The 13,819-nt window shown below is 64.6% G+C and carries 10 protein-coding genes and 1 pseudogene; 10 read left to right on the forward strand and 1 reads right to left on the reverse strand.

Going from position 1 to position 13,819, the window contains the following annotated elements; all coding sequences use genetic code 11:
* Positions 1 to 143: 143 nt before the first annotated feature.
* Positions 144 to 1,079, reverse strand: coding sequence for a helix-turn-helix domain-containing protein (locus CR105_RS22210; protein ID WP_099792370.1), 936 nt, complete (start codon positions 1,077 to 1,079; stop codon positions 144 to 146).
* A gap of 87 nt (positions 1,080 to 1,166) precedes the next feature.
* Between CR105_RS22210 and CR105_RS22215 the strand changes: the two genes are divergently transcribed.
* The 10 genes and pseudogenes from CR105_RS22215 to CR105_RS22260 all read left to right on the forward strand — a co-directional run bounded on the left by CR105_RS22215 (position 1,167) and on the right by CR105_RS22260 (position 13,810).
* Positions 1,167 to 2,591 (forward strand): cytochrome P450, encoded by a 1,425-nt coding sequence (locus CR105_RS22215; RefSeq protein ID WP_099792302.1) that lies wholly within the window; start codon positions 1,167 to 1,169, stop codon positions 2,589 to 2,591.
* A 77-nt stretch (positions 2,592 to 2,668) separates the two neighbouring features.
* Positions 2,669 to 3,058 (forward strand): hypothetical protein, encoded by a 390-nt coding sequence (locus tag CR105_RS22220; RefSeq protein ID WP_099792304.1) that lies wholly within the window; start codon positions 2,669 to 2,671, stop codon positions 3,056 to 3,058.
* A 140-nt stretch (positions 3,059 to 3,198) separates the two neighbouring features.
* On the forward strand, positions 3,199 to 4,113 hold the full coding sequence (locus tag CR105_RS22225) for an MBL fold metallo-hydrolase (protein ID WP_218968743.1): 915 nt from the start codon (positions 3,199 to 3,201) through the stop codon (positions 4,111 to 4,113).
* A gap of 91 nt (positions 4,114 to 4,204) precedes the next feature.
* Complete coding sequence (locus CR105_RS22230; protein WP_099792306.1) at positions 4,205 to 6,016, forward strand: CIA30 family protein; 1,812 nt, start codon at positions 4,205 to 4,207, stop codon at positions 6,014 to 6,016.
* A gap of 18 nt (positions 6,017 to 6,034) precedes the next feature.
* Positions 6,035 to 7,129, forward strand: a complete 1,095-nt coding sequence (locus CR105_RS22235) for a sensor histidine kinase (protein ID WP_099792308.1) — start codon at positions 6,035 to 6,037, stop codon at positions 7,127 to 7,129.
* Positions 7,130 to 7,131: 2 nt separating this feature from the next.
* Complete coding sequence (locus CR105_RS22240) at positions 7,132 to 7,737, forward strand: response regulator transcription factor (protein WP_180288271.1); 606 nt, start codon at positions 7,132 to 7,134, stop codon at positions 7,735 to 7,737.
* Positions 7,738 to 8,156: 419 nt separating this feature from the next.
* Positions 8,157 to 10,025, forward strand: a pseudogene (locus CR105_RS22250) (CHASE domain-containing protein); the annotation flags it as partial.
* Entirely contained in the window at positions 10,020 to 10,994 is a 975-nt protein-coding gene (locus tag CR105_RS29265) for an ATP-binding protein (protein ID WP_370660700.1), read from the forward strand. The pseudogene CR105_RS22250 and the gene CR105_RS29265, both read left to right, overlap by 6 nt.
* Before the next feature lie 12 nt (positions 10,995 to 11,006).
* A complete protein-coding gene (locus CR105_RS22255; protein WP_229414074.1) occupies positions 11,007 to 11,396 on the forward strand; it encodes a DUF2946 domain-containing protein in 390 nt (129 codons plus the stop codon).
* 134 nt (positions 11,397 to 11,530) lie between these two features.
* Positions 11,531 to 13,810: a TonB-dependent receptor gene (locus CR105_RS22260; RefSeq protein ID WP_099792316.1), complete on the forward strand. Its 2,280-nt coding sequence runs from the start codon at positions 11,531 to 11,533 to the stop codon at positions 13,808 to 13,810.
* Positions 13,811 to 13,819 lie beyond the last annotated feature (9 nt).

Consider the following 13,819-nt stretch of genomic DNA (forward strand, 5'->3'; position numbering starts at 1 on the left):
GTTGACGCCGACGCGGCCCGCGCCGCTACCTGGGTGACATTCCACTAGATCAACGACTTAGGTGCCTTGGGAACCTCGCTCGGAAAGGGATATGTAAAGAAAGCCGACACGCAGCGCATGACTCTTTTGCGAGTGGGGCGGAATCACACCCATAACCGATACAGCCAAAACGATTCGTCCTCGGCAAACCGGTCGGCAAATTCTGTCGGCGAAAAACCGGTGACGCGCTTGGCTACGCGGCTCATGTGCGCCTGATCGGCAAATCCTTCGTCCTGCGCCAGCGCCGCCCATCCAAACGGCTGGCCAGTCTCGAAGCGCTCGCGCGCGGCGAAGAACAAGCCTTCCGTCCGCACCAGGGCTTGCCACTCGCGCATCGACCTGCCGCTGAACGATTTGATGCGTCGTTCCACGTGACGTGGACTTTGCTGACGCCGCCACTCCTGCGCCTTCCAGGCGAGACGCTCGACCCAATGGCGCCCGAGCTGGCGTAGCGATGGCTCGGACGAAGTGCGGCCTTGCAGCGCCTGCCACGGTCCCGCCAGATGGGCCGTCAGCACGGCCATCACGTCGGCATCGTCGCTGGCGAGCAGCGCCTCCCAGAGCGGCGTCCATTTGCTGCTCAGTATCTGGCTCACGGGCACAAAGCGGTCCTGGATTGCAGCCAGTTCCACCTCGAACAACGCTTGCGCTGCGTCCGCGGTAAAGCAGGCCATATAGCCGCGTCCCGAGGTCGGCGCCCACGTGGCGGTTGGGTGCGATTGGCTACCGGCGACGACGACCTGGGCGTTGAACGATAGCCAGCGCGGGCCATGTTCACCGCGCTCGATCAAGCCAACGTCCGAGCTCTGGAACCAGGAAATCGACACTAACGGTGATGCGGGAAAATGCGTCAGGCGTTGCGCGTCACTCAAGGACAGGCGGCAGATATCCCTGGCAACGAGCGCAACCAACGCTCCTTGCAATGCTGGCGGCGCCAAACGCAACGATGCACCCGACTCATTGAATTGCGTTTGCCCGGCGGACGCGCGGGGCGCACGCTCGAACGGATCAGGGCAAGAAGGTGGTTTTCCAGAAGGCATAGCCTCAAAGTATAGCAAGTAAAATTATCACTTCACCATGTCGTCTGGGTTCAAGACAGCGAGTAGCGGGCACTCGATACTAGCGGCATGAAACCATCCTCATCATCCAAATGCCCTTACGCCGGCGCCGCCGATCAACACGCCGCGGTTGCACCGACTCATTCGGCGGGCGAGTGGCCTCCCGGGCCTGCTGCCGGTTTAACGGGCTGGGGCCTGCTACGCCGCATGTCGAAAGATCTGTTGGGCACGGTGACCGAATGGCGGCGGCGCCACGGCGATATTGTCCACGTGCGGATCTGGCCTGAGCGCCAAATCGTCGTTTCCGAACCCCAGCTCGTGCGCGATCTGCTGGTCAACCATCACGAACGGTTGATCCGCTGGGAGCGCGGCGTTCAGGTGTTTTCACAGCTGCACGGGCAGAGCGTGCTGACGACCGAAGGCGACTTGTGGAAGTCCAAGCGCCAGGCGCTTCACGGAAATTTCACTCCGAAAACCGTTCAGTCCTACGTTCCGGCGATTGCAAGCGCAGCTGCCAAGGCGTTTTCGCAGTGGCAAGGCGGCGACGAAGATTACCCGGTCGAAAGCGCGCTGACCTCGCTGGCGATGGATGTCATTCTGCGCATGATGTTTTCCAGCGAGGCCGATGAAGACGCTCGTATCGCGGAACGGGCGGTGCACGACACGGCGCGCATGGCGAATTCGGAGATGTACTGGCCGGCAAGCTGGCCGGACTGGATGCCGTGGAAAGCAAGCAAGCGGCGGGGCATCAATGTGCTCAACCGCATGATCGACCGTTACATCCAGGCGCGATTGCTAATGCCGCCGGGCGACTGGCCCGAGGATATGCTCAGCCGGCTGCTGATATTGCATCGCGACGATCCAGTGGCGTGGCCGCTCAAAGCGGTACACGACGAATGCATGACGACATTTCTTGCCGGGCACGAAACCTCCGCTGCCACGTTGACCTGGTGGACCTGGTGCATGGCCGCGAATGCCGATACACAAGCGGCGGCGCGGCAGGAAGTCCAGGACATTTTGCAAGGCAGAGTGCCGACGGCGACCGACCTGCCCAAGCTCAGCTATCTGATCCAGACGCTCCAGGAAACGCTGCGCCTGTATCCAGCAGTCCCTGTGCTGATGAGCCGCCGCGCGGTTGGGCCCATATCGCTGGGTCAATGGCAACTACCGGCGCGCACCATGTTCATGGTGCCTGTGCAGCTGATGCACCACGACCCTAGGTGGTTTCCCGATCCACTCACGTTTTTCCCGCAGCGCTTTTCCGCCGGCGCACCCGACATTCCGCGTGGCGCGTTCATGCCTTTCGGCGCCGGCCCGCGCGTTTGCCTGGGCCAGCATCTGGCGATGACCGAGATGATCGTCATCGCAGCGATGTTGTTGCAGCGCTTTGCGGTAAAGGTACCGGCCGGAACGTCGGCACCCGAACCCGTGTTTAACATCACCCTGCGGCCAAGCCAGAAGCTTTGCCTGACGCTGTCTGAGCTTCCGGGATGACTACGGAACACCAGCAGAAAAGCTGCTGGCGCAGGTCGACGTCGCGATAGGCGAACCATTATGTTCAGAGAGAGACAATGCAAGCAATCCTGATGACTGCCGGCGTGCTTGCCATCGCCATCGGCCTGGTTCACTCCGTGTTCGGAGAGGTGCTGATCTTCCGCCACCTGCGAAAAGACGGGTTTGTTCCATCGATGGGGGCGGCGCCGCTTCGCGCCAGGCACATCGGCATTCTCTGGGCAACCTGGCACCTGGCGACCGTATTCGGCTGGGCTTTCGCAGGCGCGATTCTCAGGCTGGCGGTCGCTCCGGACGCCGCACCGGGCGCCGTTATCATGAGCGCCGCGGTCTTCGCCAACCTGGCTGGGGCTTTGCTTGTGCTGGTTGGCACCAGAGGACGGCATCCGGGCTGGATCGCGCTTTCAGCGGTGGCGGCGCTTGTCTGGTTTGGCGCGAAGGCCCCCTGACGCCGTCAATTCCGTCAATACCGTCAATACGGTCACTCCCAGACCAAGACGGCAGGCATTCGGCGCGATTGATCTGACGGAGGGCGTTGGAAAGGCCCCTGTGCTAGCCTTTTTGTAAGCTCGTTAACGGGGAGGCCGGCATGAAAAAATGGATGCGTGTGGCAATGACGATGCTGCTAATGACGGCTAATGTCGCGTGCGCACAGCCGGCGCCAGTGGCCCAACGCCTGGAGCTGCCGGGCGCGCCGTCACCCGACCAGGCCGACAACTCGATTCAGTTTGTCGGCACCGCCACTGTAATCATCCGTATCGCCGACATCACGATCCTGACCGATCCTAACTTCCTGCACAAAGGCGACAAGGTGCATCTGGGCTACGGGCTGACGGCCACGCGCTTGACCGACCCGGCCATGAACCTGGAAGCGTTGCCACCGATCGACCTGGTGATCCTGTCGCATTTTCACGAAGATCACTTCGACAAACTGGTGCAGCAAAAGCTCGACCGCAACCTGCCGATCGTGACCAATGCAGCGTCAGCGGAGCAGCTGCGCAAGCTCGGCTTCAAGCGGGCGACCGCGCTTGCAACATGGGGCCGGATCGACATCGTCAAGGGGGCCACGACGCTGACGGCGACGGCGATGCCGGGGCGCCATGGCCCGCTCGCGGTGGCCGCATTGCTGCCCGACGTGATGGGCACGATGCTGGAGTGGCGGCGCGCCGCGGCAAAACCCTACCGCATGTATATTAGCGGCGACACGATGGTCTACGGCGACATCGAAGAGATTCCGAAGCGCTACCCGGACATCGATCTGGCGCTGCTTCACCTGGGCGGCACGCGCATCCTGGGCGTGGTCACGGTGACGATGGACGCCAAAGAGGGCTTGCGCATGCTTCAGCTCATCGCGCCACAGCACGCCATCCCGATCCACTACGATGATTACGACCGCTTCAAGTCGCCGTTGTCGGACTTCCAGAAGGCAGTCAACGATGCTGGCCTGGCGAACAAGGTGAGCTACCTGAAACGCGGCGATACTTACCGCATTGGCGGTCAATAGATGACATTTGTAATGCGAAAGTCATGCCCTTTCGTTCTTGTCCGAGGGTTGCATAGTCCCTAGACTCGGCTCATCTTGAACCGGAGGGACTATGACTTTGATGACCTTGAAATACCTGGCCTTGGCGATCGGTCTTGGCTGTTCGGCCTCGGCATTTGCCGCCGTGACGCTGGTGCAGGACGTGCGCGTGTTCGACGGCGAACGCATGCACGCCAGGCGCTCGGTGCTGATCGATGGCGCAAAAATCGTCAACGCCGATTTTCGCGGCAAGGCGCCGGCTGGCGCCATCGTGGTCGACGGCGCCGGCAAGACGCTGTTGCCTGGGCTGATCGACGCCCACGTTCACGCCTACCGTCACCTCGAGCTGCCGCTGATGTTCGGCGTCACCACCCAGGTCGACATGTTCACCGGCGTCCCACTGATGCAGGACGTGGCGCGCAAGATGCGCGATGGGGCCAACGCCGGCCAGGCCGACCTGTTCTCCGCCGGCACCCTGGCCACCGCGCCGGGCGGTCACGGCACCGGCTACGGCATGGCGATCCCGACCATCACCAGTCCCCAGGAAGCGCAGGCGTTTGTCGACGCGCGCATTGCCGAAGGCTCGCACTTCATCAAGATCGTCATGGAAGAGGGCGTGGCCGGGCGCAAGTTGCAGTCGCTCGACGTGGCCACGGTGGGCGCCCTGATCCAGGCGGCGCATGCCCGCAACAAGCTGGCGGTGGTGCACATCAGCACCATGGCCAACGCTCGCGCCGCGCTGGAAGCGGGGGCCGACGGCCTGGTGCACCTGTTCATCGGCAAAGAGGCCGATCCGGCCGTCATCGGCGCGCTGGTGGCGCTGGCCAAACAACGCGGCGCTTTCGTGATCCCGACGTTTTCGGTCATGGAAAGCATGGCCGGCGTGAAGGCGGCCGATGTGCTGGGCGACCCGGGCATGACCGCGCTGCTCGACAAGGAACAGGCCCAGCCGCTTGCCAACACCTACGGCCGCCAGCCCGATAGCGCCTTGCTGACGGCGCCAAAAGCGCTGACGCGCGCGCTGCAGCAAGCCGGCGTGCCGGTGCTGGCCGGCAGCGACGCCGGCAATGCCGGCACCCAGCACGGCATCAGCCTGCATCACGAAATGGCGTCACTGGTGCAGGCGGGCCTGACGCCGCTGCAGGCACTCGCCGCCGCCACGGCCTTGCCGGCGCAGGCGTTCAAGCTCGGCCAGCGCGGCCGCATCGCCGACGGCTACAAGGCTGACCTGCTGCTGGTCAGCGGCGACCCGGCGGCCGACATTGCCAACACCCGCAACATCGTGACGGTGTGGAAGGATGGCGTCGATGTCTCGGCACTGCGCAGTGCCCAGCTGGCGCGCGTGGCGCAGGAAAAGCTGCCGAAGAATAACCAGCCGCTGGCGCTGCCCGCGGACGGCCGCATCAGCCTGTTCACCAAAGAAAAGCTCGCCAGTCCGATCGGCCACGGATGGATGCAGGCCAGCGACGCTTTCATGGGCGGCAAGTCGAGCGTCAAGCTCGATGTGCGCGAACCGGTCAATGGCCAGGCAGTGCTGGCGGTCCAGTCCGACATCGTGGCCGGCTTTGCCTATCCGTGGGCGGGCGTGACGTTTATGGCAGGCAAGCAACCGATGGCGGCCGGCGACCTGAGTGCTGCCAAAGTGATCCGCTTCAAGGTGCGCGGCGACGGCAACCAGTACAGCGTGAGCGTGATGTCGAAGGGGGCGAACATGCCGGGCAGCGTGCCGTTCACCGCGGAATCGGGGTGGCGCGAGGTGGCAATTCCGTTTTCGGCCTTCAAAGGCGTAGACGCGAGCGCCATCACCATGATAGCGTTTAATGCCGGCCCGAAACCCGGCGCCTATGCCTTCGAACTTTCCGATGTTCGCCTGATGTCCGACTAAGCTGGGAAAGGCTTCACCATGAACACCAGCATCAAACGCTTGATCCACGGTCCATGGCTGCCGCCTGCAATGGGGAAGGCGCCGTATCTGTGGATCGGCTCGCTGGTGTTTTTCCTGATGAAGTACTTCACCGTGAAGGTCAGCGCCACCGAGCTGGCGCTGGTTGCCGCCACCTTGCTCATCTTCCTGCCGGCCTATTTCCTCAGTTTCTGGCCCGGCCGCGGCAATCTGGCAGGCGTGATCCTGACCTGCCTGCTGGGCGTGGTGTGGGCGCCGTACAACTTTGGCGCCCACACGTTTTTCCTGTTTGCCACGGCCATGTGCGCCGGCATCATGCCGCTGCGGCGCGCCTACTTTGCGCTCGCCGGCGTGCTGGCGCTCGCCTTGCTGGTGCTGGTGACGGTCCAGACCATCGCCCTGATGTACCGCTTGCCGGTGGTCCTGATGGCGTTGCCGATCGGCCTGGCGGCAATCACGGACGCCACCTTGCGCCGCTCGCGCGAACAGTTGCAGCGCAAGCAGGAGGAAGTCGAGCACATCGCCACCATCGCCGAGCGCGAACGCATCTCGCGCGACCTGCACGACTTGCTGGGGCATACGCTCTCGCTGATCACCCTCAAGGCCGAACTGGCCGGCAAGCTGTTGGGCCGCAATGAAGCGGCCTGCCGCGCGGAGATCGCCGATATCGAGCACAGCGCGCGTAACGCCCTGGCCGAAGTACGCGCCGCGGTGAGCGGGTATCGCGAGAGCGGGCTGGCGCATGAACTGGCCGGCGCGCAGGCCAGCCTGGCCGCGGCCGGCGTTGCCATGGCAGTCGAAGTGCAGGCGTGCAAGCTGGCGGCGGCGACCGAAAACGTCATTGCGCTGGCCCTGCGCGAAGCGGTGACCAATATCGTGCGCCATTCAGGTGCGAGCCGCTGTGTGGTACGGCTGGCGCAGGAGGGCGGCATCCTCCGTTTCCGTATCGCCGACAACGGCAGCAAGACCGGCAGCATCCGCCCCGGCAACGGCCTGCTCGGCATGCGCGAACGGGTGGCGGCGCTGGGTGGGCAGCTCGATGTCGTCAACGAGCAGGGTATGACGCTGGAAATCACCTTGCCGATGAAAGGATGACGATGATACGAATTGTGATCGCCGAAGACCAGGCGCTGGTGCTCGGTGCGCTGGCAGCCCTGCTCGGGCTCGATGACGAGATCGAGGTGGTCGGCCGCGCCGTCAACGGCCAGCAGGCGCTGGCCTTGTGCCGCTCGGCCTCGCCCGACATCGTCCTGACCGATATCGAGATGCCGCTGATGACGGGGCTGGAACTGGCGGCCGCCCTGAAAGAGGAGGGCTGCGCATGCAAGGTCGTGATCGTGACGACGTTCGCACGCGCGGGCTACCTGCGCCGCGCCATGCAGGCCGGGGTGCGCGGCTACCTGCTCAAGGACGCGCCGGCCGACTCGCTGGCCGCGGCCATCCGCACGGTACACGCCGGCGGGCGCGCCATTGCGCCGGAACTGGCGATAGAGGGCTGGGGCGGCGAGCAGGATCCCTTGTCGGAACGCGAACGCCAGGTGCTGCGACTGGCAGGGGAGGGCAAGAGCGGGGCGGACATTGCCAAAGCAATTCACTTGTCGGAAGGGACGGTGCGCAATTACCTGTCGGAGGCCATCAGTAAATTAAATGCCGGCAATCGCGTGGAAGCGTTTCGGCTGGCGCGCGACGCCGGCTGGTTATGACGGCGCCGATCGGTTCGTGATATACATGGGTCACGGTCGGAAGTTTTTCACGGGCATCACAATGGAGGTTTTAGTTTTGCAGCAACCTTGCGCCACAGAATGCCGCCATCGCCGATAATGGCGGCAGTCCTTTCCTGATAGCGCACATGCCCATCAAATCTGCGATTCCGCCTCCGCCTGCCGATAGCACAGCCATTAACCCGCCGCCGGCGCGCGCCGCCTGGATTGTTGCCGTGGCGGTGTTGCTCGTTTCGTTGGTGGCAACCTACAGCGCCTGGCACACGGCGAACCGGCAACTGCAGGTCTTTCAGCAGGCCGAGTTCGATTTCGCGGTGCGCCAGAGCGTGCGGCGCATCGAGCAGCGCATGTCGATCTACCAGCAGGTCCAGCGCAGCACCCAGGCGTACCTGCTCGGTTCGATGAATGTCGATGCCGGCGACTTCCGCCTGTTTGTGCAATCGCTGCGGCTCGACGAGAATTTTCCCGGCATCCAGGGCGTGGCCCTCGTCAAGCTGCTTGAAGCGTCGCAAGTCGATGCGCACGTGAGCGGCATGCAAGCCACGCATCCGGGCTACCGGGTCCATCCCGCCGGTCCGCGACCGATGTATTCGTCGATCACGCATATCGAGCCGCTTACCGGGCTGAACCTGCGCGCGCCCGGTTTCGACATGCTGTCCGAGCCGAACCGCCGGGCGGCGATGGAGCGCGCGCGCGACACCGGCCAGGCCGCAGCTTCCGGCAAGGTGCGACTGATCCAGGAAGACGGCAAAGGCGAATAGGCCGGCCTGGTCATGTATTTACCGGTGTACCGCCGGGCGGCGCCGGTGGCATCACTCGAGCAGCGGCGCGCCAGCCTGATCGGCTGGGTCGGCGCGCCGTTCCGCATGGACGACCTGATGAACGGCCTGCGTCCCGAGCGCGCCGGCGACATCATCCTGTCGATTCACGACGGCGCCGAAATGACGCCGGCGTCGCTGCTGTACAGCTCCGATTCGCCCAACTCGGCCGAGGCGCGGCACGCATCCTACTTCAGCAGCACCCAGCGAATCGACGTCGCCGGCCGGCCGTGGACACTGGCGCTGCGCTCGGCGCCGCTGCTCGAGACGCGCCTGGACTCGGATCGTCCGGACGTCATCGCGCTGGTCGGCAGCATCGTCAGCTTGCTGCTGGCGCTGCTGGTGTGGGCGCTGGCCTCGGGCCGCGGGCGCGCGCTGGCGCTGGTCGACGCCGTCACGCGCCAGCTGCGCGACAGCGAGTTTCGCTGGAAGTACGCGCTCGAAGGCGCCGGCGACGGCGTGTGGGACTGGGACCGCTCCACCGATTCAGTGGTGTTCTCGACGCGCTGGAAACAGATGCTCGGATACGACGACGCCGACATCGCCGACCGGGTCGCGGAACTCAAGCGCCTGATCCACCCGGACGATCTGCCGCCGGTGCGCGCCATCGTGCGCGACTACCTTGCCGCCACCGGCGGCAACTACGAGGCGGAGTTTCGCATGCTGTGCAAGGACGGCAGCTGGCGCTGGATACTGGCGCGCGGCATGGCGGTTACGCGCGATGCAGCCGGCAACCCGGTGCGCACGATCGGCACCCACACCGATATCAGCCGATCGCGCGAGGATGCGGACGATTTGCGCACCGCCAATGCGCGCCTGGCGGCGGAGCGGCAACGGGTGCAGGTGATCCTCGACCATTCGCACGACGCGTTTGTCGCCGTCGCGCAGGACGGTCGCATCACCGACTGGAACGCCAAGGCAGAAGCGATGTTCGGCTGGACGGCGGCCGAAGCGGTTGGCCAGCAACTGACCTCGCTGATCGTGCCGGCAGAGCAGCGAAACGCGCACAGCGCGGTGTTCGCGCGTTTCCTGCACAGTGGCGACGCCGAAGAGATCGGCAACGTGTTGGAGATCAACACCTTGCATCGCAGCGGGCGGGTCGTGCCGGTCGAACTCGCGATCGGCCGGTTTCCCCAGGATGGCGCCCATGCCGTCAGCGTGTTTATCCGCGACATCTCGGACCGCAAGCTGGCCCAGCGCCTCGAGCACGACCGTTCGCGCGCGCTGGAAGAGGCGCGCACCGCATTGAGCCACGCGCAGAAGCTCGAATCGGTCGGCAAGCTCACCGGCGGCATCGCCCACGACTTCAACAATGTGCTGCACATCATCGGCGGTAACGTGCAGTTGCTGCAGCTGTTCACGGGCCTCGACGAGCGCGTCACGAAGCGCCTGGCCAGCATTCAGGGCGCGGTCGACCGCGGCGCCAAGCTGTCGTCGCAACTGCTGATGTTCGCGCGGCGCCAGCCGCTCAAGCCGGTGGCCGTCAACGCCCAGCGCGCCTTGCGCGACATGGACGACCTGCTGCAGCGCGCGATCGGCGAGCAGGTCACGCTGGCCATCGTGTCCGAACCAGGACTGTGGAACACGCTGGCCGACCTGGGCCAGCTGGAAAACGTCATCCTCAACCTGGCGATCAATGCGCGCGACGCCATGCCGGACGGCGGCACGCTGAAGATCGACTTGCGCAACGTCACGCTGCGCGCCGGCGAAGCGCCGGCGTGGGTCGACGCGATTGCCGGCGATTACGTGCGCCTGTCGATCACCGACAGCGGCGTCGGCATGCCGCCCGAGGTCGTCGCGATGGCATTCGAACCGTTCTTCACCACCAAGCCGATCGGCTCGGGCACCGGCCTTGGCCTGAGCATGGCGTACGGCTTCGTCAAGCAAAGCGACGGCCACATCCATATCGAAAGCGCGCCAGGGCAGGGCGCCACCGTGGTGATCCATCTGCCGCGCTCGGATGCGCCGGACGAAGAGGCGCTGGCGCCAACGCCGCTGATCGCGGTCGGCGGCAGCGAAACGGTACTGGTGGTCGAGGACGACGCCGACGTCAAGGCGACCGCGGTCGGCATGCTGCGCGAGCTGGGCTACCATGTGCTCGATGCGCACGACGGCGAAAGCGCGCTCGCGGTGATCCGCGGCGGCGCCGCCATCGACGTGCTGTTTACCGATGTCGTGATGCCCGGTCCGGTGTCGAGCACGCAGCTGGCGGCGGCGGCGCGCGAGCTGCTGCCGCGCATTGCGGTGTTGTACACGTCCGGCTACACGCAAAATGCGCTGACCACCGGCGGGCGATTGCACGACGGCGTGCAGCTCATTGGCAAGCCCTACCGCAGCGAGCAGCTGGCGCACAAGATCCGCGAAGTGCTGGCGATCCCGTTGCAAAACGATGGTGTCGAAAAGAGAATTTCTTCGCACTGATATAATCCTGCCATGGGATTGACATTGATAACTCGACGCTTTGCCGCCTGGCTCGCCTGTTTTGCGATCCTGTTCGCTGCGCTCGCGCCGTCGATTTCCCATGCGTTCACGCCGCCCAATAGCCAGACCTGGGCCGAAATCTGTACCGCCAATGGCCTAAGCATGGTCATGGTCGGCGACGATGGTGGCGCCCCCGCCGAGCCGTCCACCAAACTGTCGCATCTGGAGCATTGCCCCTTCTGCAGCAGCCACGGCGGTTCGCTGGCGTTGCTGCCGCCCGCCGGCATGACCGTCCCGCTGATCGACACGCAAGATTCGCGTCCATCTCTCTTCTTTCAATCCCCGCATCCGCTTCCGATCTGGACTTCGGCGCAGTCGCGCGCTCCCCCCGCGCGCGCCTGATTCCACCGCACGCCACCTCGCCAACTTCTGACCTGTCGCCAAGCAGAGTTGCGCGTTCGGCGCAAGATCGCTTCGCCACCTGCGCGTCCTGCGCATGCGTGGCGCCCAAGAACGAATCCGGAAGAACAGAACCGATGCACTCACCACTGACACCTCTCGCCGCGGCATTGCTGCTCGCCATATCCGCCGGTGCGTTCGCGCAGAGCGCGACCATCAGCACCGTCACCATCAACGGCGGCCGCCCGACGTCGCTGCCGGCGCAAATACCCACCACCATCGAAGGCATCACCGCCGAGCAGATCGAGCAGACCATCAACGCCAGCGACAGCGAAGACGCGCTGAAATATCTGCCCAGCCTGCTGGTGCGCAAGCGTTTCATCGGCGACTACAACCACGCGGTCCTGTCCACGCGCGCGTCCGGCACCGGCAACAGCGCGCGCTCGATGGTGTATGCCGACGGCATCCTGCTGTCGAATTATTTGGGCAACGGCGCCGGCTTCACGCCGCGCTGGGGCATGGTCACGCCGGAAGAAATCGAGCGGGTGGACGTGCTGTATGGCCCGTTTTCGGCCGCCTACGCCGGCAACTCGGTCGGCGCGGTGGTCGACTATGTGACGCGCATGCCGGCGAAGTTCGAAGTGCACGCCAAGCTCGGCTACGCGACGCAAAAATTCGACATGGTCAGCACCAGCGAGCGCAATGCCGGCAAGCAGGCCAGCGCGTCGGTGGGCAGCCGCAGCGGCAAGTTTGCCTGGTGGTTCAACGTGAACCGCCTCGACAGCACCGGCCAGCCGCTCGTGTTCGCCAGCCGCTTGCTCAGCGATGGCGTGGCGCCCGCTGCCGGCACGCCAGTCGTGACCGGCGCTGTCGCAGGCAGAAACAACAGAGGCCAGGACTGGTGGCTGCTCGGCACCACGACCAGTTATCACACCGTGCAGGATCACGCCAAGCTGAAGCTTGCCTACGACCTGACGCCGACAATGCGCGCCAGCTACACCTTCGGCTTCTGGAAGAACGATACCGACGGCGGCGCCAGCAGCTACCTGCGCGACACGGCCGGCAATCCTGTCTACGCCGGCAATGTCGTCATCGGTGCTCGCCAGTACAACCTGAACGCTCCGACACTGGCGTTCGCCCCCAATCTGAATGCGCTGGAACACCTGACGCACGGCCTGTCGGTCAAGACAAATACCAAAGGCGTGTTCGATTGGGAAGTGGCGGCCAGCTTGTACGACTACCACAACGATATGCTGCGCGCGCCGACCGCCACCTTGCCGGCAGCGTTCGCTGGCGGCGCCGGCCGCATCACCGACCTGGACGGTACGGGCTGGCACACCTTGAACCTGCGCGGCACCTGGCGCCCGGCACGCATCGACCGCGGCGTCGGCGCCCACGTGGTCGACTTCGGCTACCAGCAAGATGGTTATCGGCTGCGCACCCTCGTCAGCAGCACGAGCGACTGGATCCACGGCGTGGCCGGCGCTCGGTTCTCCGCCTTCCACGGCAACACTGCGCTCAAGAGCCTGTACGCGCAGGACACCTGGACCATCTCGCCCGACTGGAAGACGACGCTGGGCGCGCGCTACGAGCGCTGGCGTGCTTACGGAGGCGAACTGGGCAATGCCAGCGCGATCGTTCGATTTGGCCAGGAGCGCAACGAGGCGCACTGGTCGCCGAAAGCGGCCCTCGCTTACCAGGTCAATGCGGATTGGGTGGTGAAAGCGTCGACCGGCCGCGCCGTGCGCATGCCGACAGTTGGCGAGCTGTACCAGGGCTCGATCAGCGGCGACGCGATCGTCAACACCGACCCGAACCTGAAGCCCGAGAAATCGTGTACCAGCGAACTGAGCGCCGAGCACAACCCCGGCAACGGCACGCTGCGCACCACCTTGTTTTTCGAGCGTACGCGCGACGCGCTGTACTCGCAGGCGCTGACGCAGACAGTTACGACCGTTCAAAATGTCGATAGAATCCGTACCAACGGCGTAGAGTTATCGTGGCAGACGAGCGACCTCGGCATCAAGGGGCTGGAGCTCAGCAGCAGCGCAACCTATACTGATTCGATCATCACCGCCAACAGGAACTATGCGGCAAGCCTAGGCAAGCAGCAGCCGCGCGTGCCGAAGTGGCGCGCCACCGCGGTGGCCAGCTTCAAGCAGAACGAGCGCCTGGCCTACACCCTGGCCGCGCGCTACAGCGGCGTGCAATACGGGCAGTTGGACAACAGCGACACGAACGGTTTCAGTTACCTCGGCTTCAGCAAGTTTTTCGTCGTCGATGCGCGTGTGCGCTTCAAGCTCGACAAGCAATGGAGCGCCGCTGTCGGTATCGACAACCTGAACAATTACAAGTACTGGGCTTTCCACCCGTACACCCAGCGCACCGTGGTGGCCGAGCTGAAGTTTGACCTGTAAAGGAACGCG

The organism is Massilia eurypsychrophila (assembly GCF_002760655.1).
In the GTDB taxonomy this organism is placed as follows: domain Bacteria; phylum Pseudomonadota; class Gammaproteobacteria; order Burkholderiales; family Burkholderiaceae_D; genus JAFCUW01.

What these genes read in the sequence shown, in the direction of transcription:
- CR105_RS22210 (WP_099792370.1), bottom strand. Translation starts at nt 1,079, where the DNA reads ATGCCTTCTGGAAAACCACCTTCTTGCCCTGATCCGTTCGAGCGTGCG.
- CR105_RS22215 (WP_099792302.1), top strand. Translation starts at nt 1,167, where the DNA reads ATGAAACCATCCTCATCATCCAAATGCCCTTACGCCGGCGCCGCCGAT.
- CR105_RS22220 (WP_099792304.1), top strand. Translation starts at nt 2,669, where the DNA reads ATGCAAGCAATCCTGATGACTGCCGGCGTGCTTGCCATCGCCATCGGC.
- CR105_RS22225 (WP_218968743.1), top strand. Translation starts at nt 3,199, where the DNA reads ATGAAAAAATGGATGCGTGTGGCAATGACGATGCTGCTAATGACGGCT.
- CR105_RS22230 (WP_099792306.1), top strand. Translation starts at nt 4,205, where the DNA reads ATGACTTTGATGACCTTGAAATACCTGGCCTTGGCGATCGGTCTTGGC.
- CR105_RS22235 (WP_099792308.1), top strand. Translation starts at nt 6,035, where the DNA reads ATGAACACCAGCATCAAACGCTTGATCCACGGTCCATGGCTGCCGCCT.
- CR105_RS22240 (WP_180288271.1), top strand. Translation starts at nt 7,132, where the DNA reads ATGATACGAATTGTGATCGCCGAAGACCAGGCGCTGGTGCTCGGTGCG.
- CR105_RS29265 (WP_370660700.1), top strand. Translation starts at nt 10,020, where the DNA reads ATGTTCGCGCGGCGCCAGCCGCTCAAGCCGGTGGCCGTCAACGCCCAG.
- CR105_RS22255 (WP_229414074.1), top strand. Translation starts at nt 11,007, where the DNA reads ATGGGATTGACATTGATAACTCGACGCTTTGCCGCCTGGCTCGCCTGT.
- CR105_RS22260 (WP_099792316.1), top strand. Translation starts at nt 11,531, where the DNA reads ATGCACTCACCACTGACACCTCTCGCCGCGGCATTGCTGCTCGCCATA.